Source organism: Enterovirga aerilata (genome assembly GCF_013044135.1).
GTDB classification, from domain to species: Bacteria; Pseudomonadota; Alphaproteobacteria; order Rhizobiales; family Beijerinckiaceae; genus Enterovirga; species Enterovirga aerilata.
Map to the genome: position 1 here is coordinate 215,844 of NZ_JABEPP010000001.1, position 16,052 is coordinate 231,895.

The window sequence follows — 16,052 nt, forward strand, 5'->3', positions numbered from 1 at the left end:
TCCTCATCTGCAAGCTCCCCAACGCCTTTCCGGGACGACCATGAAACGTCGGCAGCTCCTGCTCGGCGCGACCCTTCCGTTGCTCCCGACCGCCGGACGCGGACAGGAGGGCAGGCAGGTCAGGATGGACGAGTTCACGAGCGGCGCACGCCGCATCAGGACCGAGTGGTTCCCGGCCGGCGCAGGCGAGGCCGGACCGGATGAGCTGCGGCCCGGCCTTCTCCTGCTGCACGGTGCCGACGGGCTGGCCTTCGGCGGCGACCGCTACCGGCTCGCGGCAGGCCTCGTCTCCGCCTCGGGCTACCATGTCGGGCTCGTCCACTATCTCGACCGTACGGGAGAGCGGCGGGTCGACTACGCCACCCTGCGCGAGAACTATCCGCTTTGGGTGGCGACGATCGGCGATGCGGTCGGCTGGCTCGCCCGGCGGCCGGGCGTGGATGCCGGCCGGCTGGGGCTCGTCGGCGTGTCGCTCGGCGGCGCGCTCGCCCTCTCGACGGCGGCCTCCGACGGCCGGGTCCGGGCCGTGGTCGAGTATTCCGGGCCGGTTCCCGAGGATTTGCCGGATCCCCGTCCGAAGCTGCCGCCCACGCTCGTCCTGCATGGCGAGGCGGACCGGATCGTTCCGGCGAGCCACGCCCGCCGACTTCAACAGATCCTCCGGGAAAGCGGTACGCCGCACGAGGTGCAGGTCTATCCGGGACAGGGGCACGTCCTGTCCGGGGCGGCTCAGTTCGACGCCGCCTCACGCGTGGCGAGCTTCCTCGCGCGCCATCTCTGAGACAAGCGCACCCGGCTCTTGAGCTTCCTCCCCGGCTCGGATAGCCAGACAATCAGTCAGGCTGGCGACCTGGTCAAAAGAGCGAAGCGGAGGAGACGGACCATGCTGAAGGCGCTCTGCGGCGCGCTCGCCTTGTGGGGCATGGCGGCGACAGCGTCCGCCCAGGGTTTTCCGACGCGTCCTGTCACGTTCGTCGTCCCTTACGCGCCGGGCGGCACCACGGATGTTCTCGCGCGCATCATCGGCAAGGCGATGAGCACCGATCTCGGCCAGACCGTCATCATCGAGAATGCGGGCGGCGCCGGCGGCACGACGGGCACGCAGCGCGTGGTCCGGGCGGAGCCCGACGGCTACACGCTCTCTTTCGGCAATATGGGCTCGCTCGCGGCGAATGTATCGCTCTATCCCAAGCTCAGCTTCGACCCGCGGCGCGACCTCGCGCCGGTGGGGCTGGTCGCGACGGTGCCCATGGTCCTCTCGGTGTCGAAGAAGAGCGGTATCAAGGACCTCGCGGGTTTTCTGGCAAAGCTTCGATCCGGCGACGACGCGGTGAATTTCGGCAGCTCTGGCCCCGGCTCGACCGGCCACCTCGCCGCGATCGCCTTTCTCGCCGTGACGAAGACCAAGGCGACGATGGTCAACTACCGGGGCGCCGGCCCGGCCATCAACGATCTCGCGGCCGGCGTCGTCGACGCCGTCATCGACCAGACCGTGACCATGATCCCGATGCACACGGGCGGCAACGTCACGGCGATCGCGGTCTCGTCGAAGGCCCGCCTGCCCCAGGCGCCCGAGGTCCCGACCTTCGCGGAGGGCGGAGTGCCCGAATTCGACCTCAGCGTCTGGAACGCCATCGCGGCGCCTCGCGGGACGCCAGCTGCCGTCCTGGAACGGCTGCAGGCTTCTCTCGCCAAGGCGCTGAACGATCCGGAGGTAAAGCAGCGCTTCACGGATCTCGCCGCCGAAGCTCCCGCACCGGAGGCGCAGGGTGCCCGGCATCTCGGGGAGCTGATCGCTGCCGATGTGGAGCGCCTCGGCCAGATCGTCCGCGCCGCCGGGGTTACGGCCGAGTAGGCCCTAACCGTCGGCAGGGGGACCGGAAGCCGCGGCCGCAAAGCCGAGAAGGTGCCCGGCCCGGTCGCGCTTGGAAGCGAGATAGCGAGCATTCTCGGCCGTCGTCCGGGCCGGCGCCCGCTGATGCGACACGAGCTCGAGGCCGCTGTTCCGAAGCGCCGCGATCTTGTCCGGATTGTTCGTGATGAGGTTGACCCGGGTGACGCCGAGCTGCCGCAGCATCTCGGCCGCGAAGTCGAACCGCCGCTGGTCGGGCCCGAAGCCGAGCATCTCGTCGGCGTCATACGTGTCGTAACCCTCGGCCTGGAGCCTGTAGGCGCGGATCTTGTTCGCGATCCCGTTCCCGCGCCCCTCCTGGTCCAGATAGAGCAGGATGCCGCCGCCGTGCTCGGCCATCCAGCGCACCGAGAAGCGGAGCTGGTCGCCGCAATCGCATTTCAGGCTGCCGAAGAGGTCGCCCGTGAGGCAGGCCGAATGGAGCCGCACGGTGACGGGCTGCGTCAGGTCGGGCGCTCCGACGATGACCGCCACCTGGTCGCGCAATCCCTCGCCGCCGCGGAAGACCACGAACTCTGTCTCCGCGGCATCCTCCAGAGGAACGGGTGCACGCCCGACGATCTTCAGGTCGCGCGCGCGGGCCGCGCGATAGCCCTCGACGGCTCCCGTCGAGACACGTAGCACCGTTCCGTCGATCCCGAACCCCTCCGACAGGGGCATCACCACCACGGCCGGCAGCGACAGCGCGAGACGGGCGAGTTCCAGGGCCGCCTGGTCGAAGCGGCCGGCCGGCCGCACAGGCCCGTCGAGCCGGGCATCCATGGAGAAGGCGAGGGTCGCGATCCGGCGCACGTCCAGGCTCGGCAGGCCGATCCAGCCGTCGTGCGGACGCTCCAGGCCGAGCCGCTTCAGGCGCGCCGCCGGCAGGACCAGACGCCCCTGCCGGACCGAGACGGCGTCGAGCCGCTCCGCCTGCTCGCGCCCGAGATCCTCGGCGCTCTGCACCAGCGCGCGCTCCTCGCCGCTCTCGAGCAGCACGGGCCGGCCCATGCGCAGCTCGGCGATCGCGCGTTCGACGGAGGTGCGGTCCAGGTCGCCGGACAGGCTGGGCGTGTTGGGGGTGGCCCCGTTCATGGCCCGACATATGGAGCGCAGCCGGGCGGAGGGCAAACCGCCTGGCGCAAACGGGACCCGGCATGGCTGCAGGGGCGCGTGGGTCAGGCCTCCCACCAGGGCGGAAGCGCCGGAGAAACGGGGTTTGGAGCGGCCTTCCGGAACGCTCGTCAGTTGAGCCCGGGCCCGACCACGCCGGCCTCGAGGCCGAGCGTGATGCGGTCGGTCACGGCCCATTCCACCCCGACGCGCGCCTCGGGCCGGACCACGATGTCTTCGCGCGTGAACGGCGCGGTGGTCGAGGTCGCGCCGAAGCGCAGCGTCTCGTGCACGGCCGAGGCGCCCGCCTTGGCGTAGACCAGGACGTCGGGCGTGACGAGCGTCCCGACCTTCACCTGGACCCCGCCGGCGAAGTCGCGCGTATACGCGACGCCGCCGAATCCGGGCGCGGCGCCGCCGCGGATCGCCGCCAGATAGTCGAAGCCGCCGACAACCCCATAGACGAGCGAGCCGTCCTGCCACATGCGCCCGCCCTCGAACCCGACGGTCGGCCCCGCATAGCTGCCGAAACGCCTGGAGGAGGAGACGACGAAGCCGGTCGACATCCGGGCAAAGGACCCGGCCCAGCGGCTCTCCTCGCCCTCGGCCGGCTGCGGCCGGGCGAAGGAGGGTAGCGACGCCCAGGAGCTGGCAGGCGGGACGGCTTGCGCCGCCGCGGGGCGCGGCAGGGCAAGGAGCCCGCCGAGGGCGAGGCAGGCCGCGGCAACCCGGCGGAACGGACGGGAGTCCAAGAGGCTGATCACCCCGCGATCCTACCCGAAGGCGGTCCTTCGGGACAGACCGGCGGACGGGATTATGTCGAGGGGTCGGACCGAAGGAGCTCGTTCGCGAGCCGTCGCCTCGCGTCCGAGAAAGGTTCCGGCCGGCGCGTGGCGCGACTCATCTGCACGCAGACCGCCTCGGCGGTCGCCGCGACCCCGCCGTCGTCGCGCTCGATGATCTGGGCGAGCCCGAGCGAGGAGCGGCCGAGATGCCGGATCCAGGTCCCGGTACGCACCCGGCCGGGATAGTAGAGTTCCGACTTGAACTCGATCGTCAGCTTCGCGATCACCCAGAAGGTCTCGCCGCGCTCGTCGTCGCCGAGGCGGGTCCGGAACAGGTTCACGCGGCCGCTCTCCGCCATGGCGGCGAAGACGGCGTTGTTGACGTGGCCGTTCATGTCGGTGTCGCCGAAGCGGAGGATGTCCTCGACCCAGACGACGCGCGGATCGGCGCGGAGCGCCGGAAGGTCGATCTCAGGCAATCGGCTCGACCCCGCACCATTCGGCGACGAAGAGCGCCATCGCGGTCGTGATCCGCTTCAGCGACGATAGGCTCACAGCCTCGTCGAAGCCGTGGATGTTGCGGCTGGCCGGGCCGTAGCACAGGGCCGGGATGCGGTCGTAGAGCGCGTGGACGCGCGTATCGAGATAGCCCGCCGTCATGAAGCTCTCGAGCTCCCGGCCCGTCGCGGCCTTGTGCGCTTCGCCGAGCACGCGCTCCGCGTCCGAGCCTTCCTCGAGCACGTAGCCCTCGGCGAAGAAGCCGTTGAAGGTGACGCGCGGCGGGTTGTTGGCGAGGAACGGATCGCCACGCGAGAAGGCGCGCACCGCGTCCTCGATCTCGCGCGCCGCGGCCGCCGCGGAGATGCCGGGATAGATCGAGATCCGGCAGGAGAGCCGGCACCAGGCCGGGACGGAGGAGGCCCAGTCGCCGCCTTCGATCTTGCCGATGTTCAGGTTGATCGGGTGCTCCTCGGTCTCGAAATGCGACCGGCCCGCCTTGTCGGCGTTCCAGCGCGCCTCGATCTCGCGCAGCGCGCCGACGACCCGGTAGGCGGCGTCGATCGCGTTCTGCCCCGCGCCCATCTCGCGCACATGGACCGGCATGCCCCGCACCTCGACCTCGAACCAGAGGACGCCGGTATTGGCCCGCACGAGCTTCTCGTCCTCGGGCTCCGGGATGAGGACGGCATCGGCCTTGTAGCCGCGCAGATGGGTCATGAGCGCGCCGTTGCCGGTCGATTCCTCCTCGACCACGGACTGCACGGTCACCGTCGCGGCCGGCTGGAGGCCGATGCGGCGCAGCGCGTCCAGGCAGGCGAGGTTCGCCGCATGCCCGGCCTTCATGTCGGCGCCGCCGCGGCCGTAGAGCCAATCGCCCTCGACCACCGGCTCGAAGGGCGGATGGGTCCACATGTCCTCCGGCCCGGCCGGCACCACGTCGACATGGGCTTGCAGGATCAGCGAGCGGCCGGTCTCCTGCCGCGGCCGGTGGATGCCGACCACGATCGGCGCCTCGGAATGGTCGGGCGTGAATTTCGAGCCGCCCGGATGCGCCTCGATAGCGGCGCGATCCATGAGGAAGCGGTCCATCGCCAAACCGCGGTCGCGAAAGGCGCGGAACACGAAATCCTGGATCGCCTGTTCCTCGCCGCGGGTGGAACGGAAGCGGATCAGATCCTGCGTGAGGGCGAGCTGCTCGGGGAAGCCTTCGTCGACGGACGCGACGATGCGGTCGCGCAAGGCGGGATCGAGCGCCATCGGATCAGCCCTTCTGCCGCAGCGGCTTGAGGGCGTTCGTCCAGCGCAGCAGCTCGTCGAGCATCGCCGTCGCGGAGCTTGCGTGGATGTCGGTCGGCCGGAAGGCGCCGGTCTCCTTGTCGATATGCTGCGGCACCATCGGGATGAGCACCGTCTCGAGGATCGGCACCATCTTGAGCGTCGTGAGCGTCAGCTTCTCGGTCTGGACCGCCCGCATGCCGCCGGAGACCCCACCGTAGCTCACGAAACCGGCAGGTTTGTAGTTCCACTCCAGGTAGACGTAGTTCAGCGCGTTCACGAGCGAGGGCGGCGGGCCGAAATTGTATTCGGGCGTGACGAACACGAAGGCATCCGCCGCATCCACGATGGCGGACCAGCGCCTAGTGTGCTCATGCTCGTATTGCTGCAGCCGCGGATGCTTGGGCTCGTCGTAGATCGGCAGGTTCACCTCGGCCAGGTCGACGAGCTCCACCTCGAACCCGCCATGCTGCCTGGCAACCCCATCGAACCAGTCGCCGACGGGCTTGCCGACCCGCCCGGGCCGTGTCGAGCAGATGATGACGTCGAGCTTGGGTGCCAAGGCGGCCTCCGTGAATGGGATGTCCGCCTCTCGTAGCCGTTCGGGCCGGGGGTTCAAGCCACCCGGCCGCGGGTCTCAGGCGAGGATGCGGCAGATCTCGGCCGGCAGACCGCGGATCCCGACCTCGAAGGCGAAGACGTGGCCGGCCATCGGGTCGATCTCGGCGTCGCGGCCCTTCGCGGCCGTGGTGACGTAGAGCGTCGTGAGATCCGGCCCGCCGAAGGCCGGCTTCGTCACCTGCGCGGTCGGGATCGGCACGACGAGTTCGGGCCGGCCCTCCGGCGAGAAGCGCGTCACCCGGGAGGCGCCGAAATGCGCGATCCAGACATGGCCCTCGGCATCGACGGTCATGCCGTCCGGATGACCCGAGCCTTCCTCGAACGACACGAACAACTCCCGCGCGCCGGGCGCTCCATCCTCACCGAACCGATGCCGGAAGACGCGTCCGCTCGTGGTGTCGGCGCAATAGAGGAGCCGGTGCACGGGATCGACCGCCGGCCCGTTGGTGATCACGGCCGGGTCGCCGAACGAGGCGAGGCCGTCCAGCGACCAGCGGTAGAAGCGCCCGGTCGGCTCGGCTTCCGCATCGTCCATCGATCCGAAATAGAGCGAGCCGTCCGGCCCGACCGCGGCATCGTTCAGCCGGTTGCCCGGACGGTCCGGCTCCGGCCGGAGGACGATTTCGCGCATGCCCGAGCCGAGGTCGAGACGGGCCAGGCCCGACTTCAGCCCGATGACGACGACCTCCGGGTCGGGCGTGAGGGCAACGAAGCCCAGAGGCTCGTCGAGCTCGATCGCGCTCGGCTGGGCGCCGGGTCGCCAGCGCCAGAGCCGGCCCTTCGCGATGTCCACGAACAGGAGCGTTCCCGTCCTGCGGTCCCAGACCGGACCTTCCCCGAGGGTCGCCCCGCACGGGACCGCAACCCGGTGCCGGCCTTGGAAGACTGCTGGGGTCACGGATGTGCTTCGCCAGGCATCGCCTCGGAACGGCCGGGTCAGAGCAGCGGTTCCGCGGCCTCCCTGGCCAGCCGCACCGCGAGCGCCGCGAGCGACAGGTCCGAGCCGCGCGGGCCCATGATGGAGATCCCGAGCGGCGCCCCGAGCCGGCTCGCGAGCGGGATGGTGACCTGGGGCGTTCCGGCGAGGCCCGAAAGGCAGAGGAGGTTGATCGCCTGATTGCGGTAGAGGTCGAGCGTGCCCTCGCTTTCCGTCAGCAGCGGCGCGATGTCCGGCATCGTGGGCAGGACGAGCACGCCGTCGCTGCCGAGGATCCCGTCCATCCGGTCGCGGAACTCGGCCCGCAAGCGCGTCGCGTCCGCAACCTCGTCATCCGTGACGGCCCGGCCGTAGAGGAACCGCTCGGCGACGCCGGGGCCGAGCGGGGGCGCATAGCGCTCGATCATGGGCCCGTCCGTCAGCCACGCCTCCCGTCCCTGGATGCGCCGGAACGCCCAGTAGAGCGGCTCGAAGCCGCTCGCGGCGGTCTCGACCATCGCGGCCTCGCCGAGCGCGCGCTCGATCCCGTGCACCACGATGGCGAGTGCGCCCCGCACCTCCGTATCGAGCATGGCGAAGCAATCGGCCGCGAGCATGGGCCGCGGCTCCTGCGGCAGCGGATTCGGGTCGGGCCCGAGCAGCACCTCGCCGACCCGCAGGAAGGTGTCGCCGTCGCGGGCGAAGTGCCCGCAGGTGTCGAGCGAGGGAGAGAGGTCGAGCGCGCCTTCGAGGCTGACGCGCCCGTGGCTCGGCCGGATGCCGAACAGGCCGCAATGGCTTCCCGGCGCACGGACCGAGCCCCCCGTATCGGTGCCGATCGCGAAGTCGCAGAGCCCGTTGGAGACCGCCGAGGCGGAACCCGAAGACGAGCCGCCCGGGATGCGGTCCGGTGCGCCGCCGTTCACCGGCGTGCCGAAATGCGCATTCTTGCCGTTCAGCGAGAAGGCAAGCTCGTCCGTGTGGGTCTTGCCGACGAAACGGGCGCCCGCGTCGAGCAGGCGCTGCACGGCCGGCGCCGTGACGCTCTTGATCCCCGACATGGCGAGGACGTGCGGCGATCCGCCCCCGGTCGGGTAGCCCGCGACGTCGAAGAGGTCCTTCGCCCCGAAAGTCAGGCCTGCGAGCGGACCTTCGGAGGCGTTCGGCACCTCGACGGCAGGATAGGGGACGAAGGCGCGGGCAGGATCGTCGCGAAGAAGCATCGTGTCTCCAGCTTCCGGCTCCGGAGGCTCATCTCCCGATTATCCCGGGAGGAAGCCGGGCCGCAATTCCGGCCGCGCTGAAAAGACGGGCAGCTTCTCTCAGGCGCCATGCGGGGAGAGGACGTGGATGACGCGGCTCGCCAGCATGTCCTTCGTCCGCGCCCCATAGGCCTGCATGTGCGGTGCGGCGGCATGGGCGCGCAGGGCCTCGAGGCTCGCCCATTTCTCCACGACCATGAAGGTATCGGGGCCGAGCTTCGTCTGGAACGGCCCGACATCCTCGGCGTCCACCACGGGTCCATATTCGATGCAGCCGTCCTCGGCGAGGACGTTGGGCACGTTGGCGTGCATCTCGCGCAGCACGCTCTCCCGCATCCCCGGCTTCGCCGAGATGACGGCTATGACATGGATCATCGGACGCTCTCTCCCGTGTGATTGTCAGGCGATCTAGACCGCCGCTGCCGCCCCCGGCAAGGCGGGATCCGGATTGGCCCTTCGGCGGGCTTGGCGGCGGAACGGAGCCGGGCTAGGCCTTGGACGGCCGCCCGGCTCAAGAGGCGGCGACGAGGAGGCGCCGTGTTCTATCGCGAGGCGGGCCAGTTCAAGACCAGCTACGCGGCCGACATGGCCGTCTTTCCCCTGCGGGAGGATCGGATCGGCCTCGCGGCGATCCTGCTCGTCGCGGCCGTGGCGATCCCGCTTTTCGGTTCGGGTTTCCTTCTCAACGTCGTGATGATCCCGTTCCTGATCTTCGCGCTCGCGGCGATCGGGCTGAACATCCTGGTCGGCTATACGGGCCTTCTGTCGCTCGGGACGGCCGGGTTCATGGGGGTCGGCGCCTATGCCTGCTACAAGCTGACGAGCGCCTTCCCCGGCGTGAACATCGTGGTCTGGGTGCTTGCGTCCGGCCTGTTCTCGAGCGCGGTCGGGGTTCTGTTCGGGCTGCCCTCGCTGCGCATCAAGGGCTTCTATCTCGCGGTCGCGACGCTCGCGGCGCAGTTCTTCCTGTCCTGGTGCTTCATCCGCATCCCGTGGCTCGTGAACTACAACATCTCGGGTGCGATCGAGGTGCCGACCAGGACGCTGTTCGGCGTCCCCGTGACGGGCCCGAACGCCGCGCCGGAAACGCGCTACCTCGTCGTGCTCGCCATCGTGGTGCTCCTGACCTGGGTGGCTTCGAACCTCGTCCACGGCCGCATCGGGCGCATGTGGATGGCGGTGCGCGACATGGATCTCGCGGCGGAGCTCATCGGCATCCGGCTCCTGCCGACGAAGCTCCTCGCCTTCGCGGTCTCGTCCTATTTCTGCGGAGTGGCCGGGGCGCTCCTCGTGTTTCTCTGGTACGGCTCAGCAGAGCCGGACGTGTTCGGGATCGACCAGTCCTTCCTCATCCTGTTCATGGTGATCATCGGCGGGCTCGGGTCGCTTCTCGGCTCGTTTCTCGGCGCCGGACTGATCTATCTCCTGCCCATCGGGCTTCGCGCCGTCCTGCCGGCGCTCGGCATCGACGTGCAGCCCTCGACGGTCGAGCACCTCCAGTTCCTCATCGTCGGGTCTCTCATCATCGGTTTCCTGATCGCCGAGCCGCATGGCCTCGCGAGATTGTGGCAGACGGTGAAGCAGAAGCTCCGGGTCTGGCCCTTCCCCTACTGACGCGGCTGCCATCTGCAGCTCGCCCGTCCGGCAGCGCCTCGTGCCGTGAATGCGCCGGGCCGCGGCTGGCTCCGGGCTGAAACGGCGTCACCCAGGAACCCGTTCGCACGGGATCCGGAGTACCCTTGCGCGCCTGCGGGCCCGCTCCCATCTCGCTTCGCGCGGGCCGGGCCCCTCTGACGACGCACCCCAGGTGTCGTGATGTCGGACCGCGTCGGGCGAGCTCGATGCCGGGTCCATGCGCTTTACGGGACAGTTCCCATCGAGCCGCCTCTCGAACCTGAGAGGGAGCTATGGATCTGTTCACGGATGTCGTTTTGCTGGGAAGGCCGCTTTGGATGTGGGCGGGCTTTCTCGTCCTCGTCGCGGCGCTTCTCGTCTTCGATCTGGGCGTTCTTCACCGCAAGACGCGTGAGATCGGGGTGCGCGAGAGTCTCGCTCTCTCCGCATTCTACATCGCGCTTGGCCTGGCGTTCGGCGGCCTCGTCTGGGTTCAGCTCGGGCAGCAGGCAGGGGTCGAGTACCTGACCGGCTTCGTCGTCGAGAAGAGCCTGGCGATGGACAACGTCTTCGTCATCGCCATGATCTTCGGCTATTTCGCCATTCCGCGCGAGCTGCAGCACCGCGTCCTGTTCTGGGGCGTGCTCGGGGTCATCGTGCTGCGGGCCGTCATGATCGGCGCCGGCGCAGTCCTCGTCCAGGAATTCTCCTGGATCCTCTATGTCTTCGCGGCCTTCCTCATCGCCACGGGCGTGAAGATGCTGTGGACGAGCGGGGAAGATTCCGACCTGTCGCAGAACCCGGTCCTCCGGTTCCTGTGCAGGCGGCTCCGGGTGACGGACAGGCTGCACGGGGAGAGCTTCTTCGTGCGCCTGCCGCACGGCCCGGCCGGGCAGGCCGCGATCTTCGCGACCCCGCTCTTCCTGGCGCTCGTGCTGATCGAGGTCGCGGACGTGATCTTCGCGGTCGATTCGGTGCCGGCGATCTTCGCGATCACGACCGATCCCTACATCGTCTATACGTCCAACATCTTCGCGATCCTCGGCCTGCGCGCGCTCTATTTCGCGCTCGCCGCGGTGCTGCATCGGTTCACCTACCTGAAGCAGGCGCTCGCGGTGCTGCTGGTGTTCATCGGCTCGAAGGTCTTCGTCGCCGACCTGCTCGGCTGGACCAAGTTCCCGGCGGAGTGGTCGCTCGGAATCACCTTCGCGATCCTCGCGGCGGGCATGCTCTACTCGATCTGGCGCACGCGGCCGGACGGCGAGCGTGGTCCTGCCCTGCCGGCTCATAGCAGGCCGTGACGGAAGCGGGACGGCCCGGCTTCCGGGCCGTCCCGCCACCGACTAAAGTCGGGGCATCGGACGCATGACGTCCGCAACACAATGCGGCACACGGCCGACAAGGGCCCGCAAAGGGCGTTCCATCCGGAGGAAACGATGCTCAAACGCGCGATTGCACTCGGCCTTGCCGCCGCCACCCTGGCCGGCTCGCCCCTTCCCGCCTCGGCGCAGGAGGGGATCTATGTCCCGCTCTTCACCTACCGCACCGGCCCGTTCTCCGGTTCCGGCATCTTCATCGCGAACGGCATGCGCGACTACCTGACCATGCTGAACGAGCGCGACGGCGGCATCGGAGGCGTGAAGCTGCTCATCGAGGAATGCGAGACCGGCTACGACACCAAGAAGGGCGTCGAGTGCTACGAGGCCGTGAAGGACAAGCGGCCCGTGATGGTCAATCCGTGGTCGACGGGCATCACCCTGCCGCTGATCCCGAAGGCGGCGGTGGACAAGATCCCCGTCCTCTCGATGGCGTACGGGCTGTCCGCCTCGGCCGATGGCAGCCGCTTTCCCTGGATCTTCAACCCGCCCAACACCTACTGGGACGGGCTCGCCATGATCATCAAGTACATCGCCGAGCAGGAGGGCGGGCTCGACAAGCTGAAGGGCAAGAAGATCGGCTACATCTATCTCGACGCCGGCTTCGGCAAGGAACCGATCCCGCTCTTCGAGCAGCTCGCCAAGGATTACGGCTTCGAGCTGAAGATGTACCCCGTCGCCGGCACCGAGATGCAGAACCAGTCCTCGCAATGGCTCGGAGTGCGGCGCGACCGGCCCGACTATATGGTCATGTATGGCTGGGGCGCGATGAACCCGACGGCGATCAAGGAAGCCGTCAAGATCAACTATCCGATGAGCAAGTTCCTCTCCGTGTGGTGGCCGTCCGAGGACGACGCCCGCGGCGCCGGGCCTGGGGCGAAGGGCTTCAAGACCCTCAACTGGCACGCGGTCGGCACGAACTTCCCCGCCCTTCAGGACATCATCAAGCACGTCGTGGACACGGGTAAGAGCCAGTCGCCCAAGGATCAGGTCGGCCAGGTGCTCTACAACCGCGGCGTCTACAACTCGATGCTGATCGCCGAAGGCATCGCCCAGGCCCAGAAGATCACCGGCAAGAAGATGGTGACGGGCGAAGACGTCCGGCGCGGTCTGGAGGGGCTCGACCTGTCGGCCGCGCGCCTGAAGGAGCTCGGCTTCGAGGGGTTCGCGGACCCGATCAAGCTGAGCTGCACCGACCATAACGGCCACAAGGCGGCGTTCATGCAGGAATGGGATGGCGCCAAATGGGCGAAGGTCACGCAGCCGATCGAGCCCATGGCCGACAAGGTGAAGCCGCTCCTCGAGGCCGCCGCGAATGACTACGTCGAGAAGAACACCGGCTGGCCGAAGCGGACTGAGCCCTGCGACAAGAGCTCGTGATGTCTGGTGGTCGCCGAGACCAGGCTGCCATGGCCGGGCTTGTCCCGGCCCTCCCGGCCCTAAGGGGACGCCCGGTCGAGCGGAGGGCGGTCAGATGGGCTGCTGCATGCCGAACCCGCATGCGGACCTGATCGTCGTCGCCAGGACGAGCCGGCCATGATGAAGGGGAGTGCCATGAGTCCCGGCGCCGCGGTGTCGCCCGCACCCGACCCGATCCTCGCAGTCAACAACATCGAGGTCATCTACGATCACGTGATCCTTGTCCTGAAGGGCGTCTCACTCGAGGTGCCGCGCGGCGGCATCGTGGCGCTGCTCGGCGCCAACGGGGCCGGCAAGACGACGACCCTGAAGGCGATCTCCAGCCTTCTCAGGGCGGAGCGCGGCGACGTGACGAAGGGTTCGATCACCTTCGCGGGCGAGCGGGTGGACAGGCTCTCGCCGGACGATCTCGTTCGGCGCGGCTGCATCCAGGTGCTCGAGGGGCGGCACTGCTTCGGCCACCTGACGATCGAGGAGAACCTCCTGACGGGGGCCTATACGCGCCGTGACGGCAACGCGGCGATCAGGCGCGACCTGGAGGCCGTCTACGAGACGTTCCCGCGTCTGCGGCAGCGCCGCTCGGCGATGGCCGGCTACACGTCGGGCGGCGAGCAGCAGATGTGCGCGATCGGCCGCGCCATCATGTCCAAGCCGAAGATGATCCTGCTCGACGAGCCGTCGATGGGCCTCGCGCCGCAGATCGTGGAGGAGATCTTCGAGATCGTCCGCGACCTGAACACGAAGCAGGGGGTGTCCTTCCTGCTGGCCGAGCAGAATACCAACATGGCGCTCCGCTATGCGACCTACGGCTATATCCTGGAGACCGGCCGCGTCGTGATGGACGGTCCGGCCGAGAGCCTGCGCGAGAACGAGGACGTCAAGGAATTCTACCTCGGCGTGGCCGAGGGCGGGCAGCGCAGCTTCCGCAACGTGAAGAGCTACAAGCGCCGCAAGCGCTGGCTGGCGTGATCCTCAGAGCATCGAGCCACGGCGGGGCGGGTCGAGGCTGAAATTTCGACGGTTCGGCCGCCCGGAACTCTGGCGCGTGTCGAGCTGGCCTGGCCGCCGCGATGCCAGGACGGACCTTGTTGGCTCGATGCTGCGGTTCATCCGCCCGGCGCCGGGGCAGACCCCGACCGGCTCGTCGATCACCGTCCGGAGCAAGCGGCCCCGGGGCCGCGGCCGATCCCGGGGCAGGCGGCGCGTGCCGGGACGACCGCGACCAGCTTGCGGCCTGCATCCCCTCCGGCCGTCACGACCGGGTTTCCGCTTCTCGGCGGCTGCGGCATCTCGCGCCGGAGAGAAAGTCGTCCCGCCGCCCCTTGAAACCCCGCCGAGCCGGGAGCATGTGAATGTTGTTGACATTCACATCGGGAGCTTCCCCCATGTACTCTGCCTCGTCCTCCGGCTGGAATGCCGGTGCGGCTGCCGCCCAAGCTCCGTCGCGCCCGTGCTCCTCGCGCCGGCCGCTGGAGATCGTCGGCGTCGTGTTCATGTTCCTCTATTTCTGGCCGCTCGCGGTCACCTATCTGGTCTGGAAGTTCATGGGCTATCCGGTGCCGCACGAGCTGCGTCGCACTGTCGAGGAGAACGTGCTCAACCCGCTGCGCAACATGCGGTGGGGCGCACCGTCCTCCTTCGCCGGCACGGGCAACCTCGCCTTCGACGAGTATCGCCGCTCCGAGCTCGAGCGGCTCGAGCGTGAGCGCCGCCGCCTCGACGAGGAGGCGCGCGAGTTCCGCGACTTCGTCGAGGAGCTGAAGCGGGCCAAGGACCGCGAGGAATTCGACGCCTACATGGCGCGGCGCCGGAATTCCGGCCCGACCACGGCCTGATCTGCAGGAGGAGCCGGGTGGCGCCGCCCGGCTCCTCTCTCGTCTTGCAGGCGTCATATTTGACGCCTTCCCGCACGCGGCGGTAAACGACGGCATCTCGGCCGGCCTCGGGTCGGCCGGCGAAGGGTCGCTCATGTCCGAAATCGCGGGTCCTGCGCCGCGTCATCCCACAATCGGTGTCCGGGTCGGTTCCGTCATGGTCGGCGGGGGCGCGCCCATCGTCGTCCAGTCGATGACGAACACCGACACGGCGGATGTCGATTCGACGGTCGCCCAGGTCTCGGCGCTCGCCCGGGCCGGTTCGGAGATCGTCCGCATCACGGTCGATCGTGACGAGGCGGCCGCGGCCGTGCCGAAGATCCGCGAGCGGCTCGACCGGATCGGGGTCTCGGTGCCGCTCGTCGGCGATTTCCACTATATCGGCCACAAGCTCCTCACTGACCATCCGGCCTGCGCGGAAGCGCTGGCCAAGTACCGGATCAACCCGGGCAATGTCGGCTTCAAGGAGAAGAAGGACCGGCAGTTTGGCGCCATCATCGAGCTCGCGGCGAAGCACGGCAAAGCCGTCCGCATCGGTGCGAACTGGGGCTCGCTCGACCAGGAGCTGCTCACCCATCTGATGGATGAGAACGCGAGGCTGCCGAACCCGGTCGATGCGCGCGCGATCACGCGCGAGGCGCTCGTCCAATCGGCGCTCCTCTCCGCTGCGCGGGCGGAAGAAATGGGGCTGCCGCGCGACCGCATCATCCTGTCCGCCAAGGTCTCCAACGTCCAGGACCTGATCGCCTGCTACCAGGACCTCGCCCGCCGCTCGGACTACGCGATCCATCTCGGCCTGACCGAGGCCGGCATGGGCTCCAAGGGCATCGTGGCCTCCTCGGCCGCGCTCGGGATTCTCCTGCAGCAGGGGATCGGCGACACGATCCGCGTCTCGCTCACGCCCGAGCCCGGCGGCGACCGCACGCTCGAGGTCAAGGTCGCGCAGGAGATCCTGCAGACCATGGGGTTCCGCACCTTCGTGCCGCTGGTCGCGGCCTGCCCCGGCTGCGGCCGCACGACCTCGACCGTGTTCCAGGAACTCGCCCGCGACATCCAGGATTGGATCCAGGTCTCGATGCCGGACTGGAAGCGGACCTATCCGGGCGTCGAGAACCTGAACGTCGCCGTGATGGGCTGCATCGTGAACGGCCCGGGCGAATCGAAGCATGCCGATATCGGCATTTCGCTCCCCGGCACGGGCGAGAGTCCGACCGCGCCGGTCTTCATCGACGGGCGCAAGGCCATGACCCTGCGCGGCCCGACGCTCGCGCAGGACTTCAAGTCGCTCGTGGCGGATTACATCGAGCGGCGCTACGGCACGGCGGCGCGCGACGCGGCCGAATAGAGCGCCCCACCTCCGCGGGAACACTCCCATGCGCCCGAGTCTTGTGGTGGGGCCCGGCGG

The 16,052-nt window shown here is 68.9% G+C and carries 16 protein-coding genes; 8 read left to right on the top strand and 8 right to left on the bottom strand.

The annotated features are described in order from the left end of the window. Window positions 1-40 precede the first annotated feature (40 nt). Window positions 41-781, top strand: coding sequence for a dienelactone hydrolase family protein (locus HJG44_RS01055; RefSeq protein WP_246735989.1), 741 nt, complete (start codon window positions 41-43; stop codon window positions 779-781). A 102-nt stretch (window positions 782-883) separates the two neighbouring features. Beyond that, window positions 884-1,855 carry a Bug family tripartite tricarboxylate transporter substrate binding protein gene (locus HJG44_RS01060; RefSeq protein WP_171216497.1) on the top strand — a complete coding sequence of 324 codons (972 nt, stop codon included), beginning with the start codon at window positions 884-886 and terminating at the stop codon, window positions 1,853-1,855. Between the two features lie 3 nt (window positions 1,856-1,858). On the opposite strand, the gene ribA is transcribed toward HJG44_RS01060, so the two are convergent. The 8 genes from ribA to HJG44_RS01100 all read right to left on the bottom strand — a co-directional run bounded on the left by ribA (window position 1,859) and on the right by HJG44_RS01100 (window position 8,739). Then, a complete protein-coding gene (gene ribA / locus HJG44_RS01065; RefSeq protein WP_171216498.1) occupies window positions 1,859-2,986 on the bottom strand; it encodes a GTP cyclohydrolase II RibA in 1,128 nt (375 codons plus the stop codon). 149 nt (window positions 2,987-3,135) lie between these two features. Then, the gene (locus HJG44_RS01070) at window positions 3,136-3,768 is read right to left on the bottom strand and encodes a porin family protein (protein WP_171216499.1); all 633 of its coding nucleotides are present in this window, start codon (window positions 3,766-3,768) and stop codon (window positions 3,136-3,138) included. Between the two features lie 50 nt (window positions 3,769-3,818). Next, window positions 3,819-4,268, bottom strand: coding sequence for an acyl-CoA thioesterase (locus HJG44_RS01075; RefSeq protein ID WP_210260873.1), 450 nt, complete (start codon window positions 4,266-4,268; stop codon window positions 3,819-3,821). Further along, entirely contained in the window at window positions 4,261-5,547 is a 1,287-nt protein-coding gene (locus HJG44_RS01080; RefSeq protein ID WP_171216500.1) for an ArgE/DapE family deacylase, read from the bottom strand. Before HJG44_RS01080 ends, HJG44_RS01075 begins: the two co-directional genes overlap by 8 nt. Before the next feature lie 4 nt (window positions 5,548-5,551). After that, window positions 5,552-6,127 (bottom strand): NADPH-dependent FMN reductase, encoded by a 576-nt coding sequence (locus HJG44_RS01085; RefSeq protein WP_171216501.1) that lies wholly within the window; start codon window positions 6,125-6,127, stop codon window positions 5,552-5,554. A 75-nt stretch (window positions 6,128-6,202) separates the two neighbouring features. Beyond that, window positions 6,203-7,084, bottom strand: a complete 882-nt coding sequence (locus tag HJG44_RS01090) for an SMP-30/gluconolactonase/LRE family protein (RefSeq protein WP_171216502.1) — start codon at window positions 7,082-7,084, stop codon at window positions 6,203-6,205. Between the two features lie 38 nt (window positions 7,085-7,122). Next, complete coding sequence (locus HJG44_RS01095) at window positions 7,123-8,325, bottom strand: amidase (protein WP_171216503.1); 1,203 nt, start codon at window positions 8,323-8,325, stop codon at window positions 7,123-7,125. A 99-nt stretch (window positions 8,326-8,424) separates the two neighbouring features. Beyond that, window positions 8,425-8,739, bottom strand: a complete 315-nt coding sequence (locus HJG44_RS01100) for a putative quinol monooxygenase (protein ID WP_171216504.1) — start codon at window positions 8,737-8,739, stop codon at window positions 8,425-8,427. Between the two features lie 162 nt (window positions 8,740-8,901). On the opposite strand from HJG44_RS01100, the gene HJG44_RS01105 reads away from it, so the two are divergent. From HJG44_RS01105 to ispG, 6 genes are all read left to right on the top strand, one after another. Continuing rightward, window positions 8,902-9,978: an ABC transporter permease subunit gene (locus tag HJG44_RS01105; RefSeq protein ID WP_171216505.1), complete on the top strand. Its 1,077-nt coding sequence runs from the start codon at window positions 8,902-8,904 to the stop codon at window positions 9,976-9,978. Window positions 9,979-10,271: 293 nt separating this feature from the next. Further along, window positions 10,272-11,279, top strand: coding sequence for a TerC family protein (locus HJG44_RS01110; RefSeq protein WP_171216506.1), 1,008 nt, complete (start codon window positions 10,272-10,274; stop codon window positions 11,277-11,279). A 135-nt stretch (window positions 11,280-11,414) separates the two neighbouring features. Then, on the top strand, window positions 11,415-12,734 hold the full coding sequence (locus HJG44_RS01115; protein ID WP_171216507.1) for an ABC transporter substrate-binding protein: 1,320 nt from the start codon (window positions 11,415-11,417) through the stop codon (window positions 12,732-12,734). Between the two features lie 174 nt (window positions 12,735-12,908). Beyond that, window positions 12,909-13,742 carry an ABC transporter ATP-binding protein gene (locus tag HJG44_RS01120; protein WP_210260874.1) on the top strand — a complete coding sequence of 278 codons (834 nt, stop codon included), beginning with the start codon at window positions 12,909-12,911 and terminating at the stop codon, window positions 13,740-13,742. Between the two features lie 416 nt (window positions 13,743-14,158). Beyond that, window positions 14,159-14,608, top strand: coding sequence for a DUF2852 domain-containing protein (locus HJG44_RS01125; protein WP_171216509.1), 450 nt, complete (start codon window positions 14,159-14,161; stop codon window positions 14,606-14,608). A 133-nt stretch (window positions 14,609-14,741) separates the two neighbouring features. After that, window positions 14,742-15,992 carry a flavodoxin-dependent (E)-4-hydroxy-3-methylbut-2-enyl-diphosphate synthase gene (ispG, locus tag HJG44_RS01130; RefSeq protein WP_171216510.1) on the top strand — a complete coding sequence of 417 codons (1,251 nt, stop codon included), beginning with the start codon at window positions 14,742-14,744 and terminating at the stop codon, window positions 15,990-15,992. The last annotated feature ends 60 nt before the right edge of the window (window positions 15,993-16,052 follow it).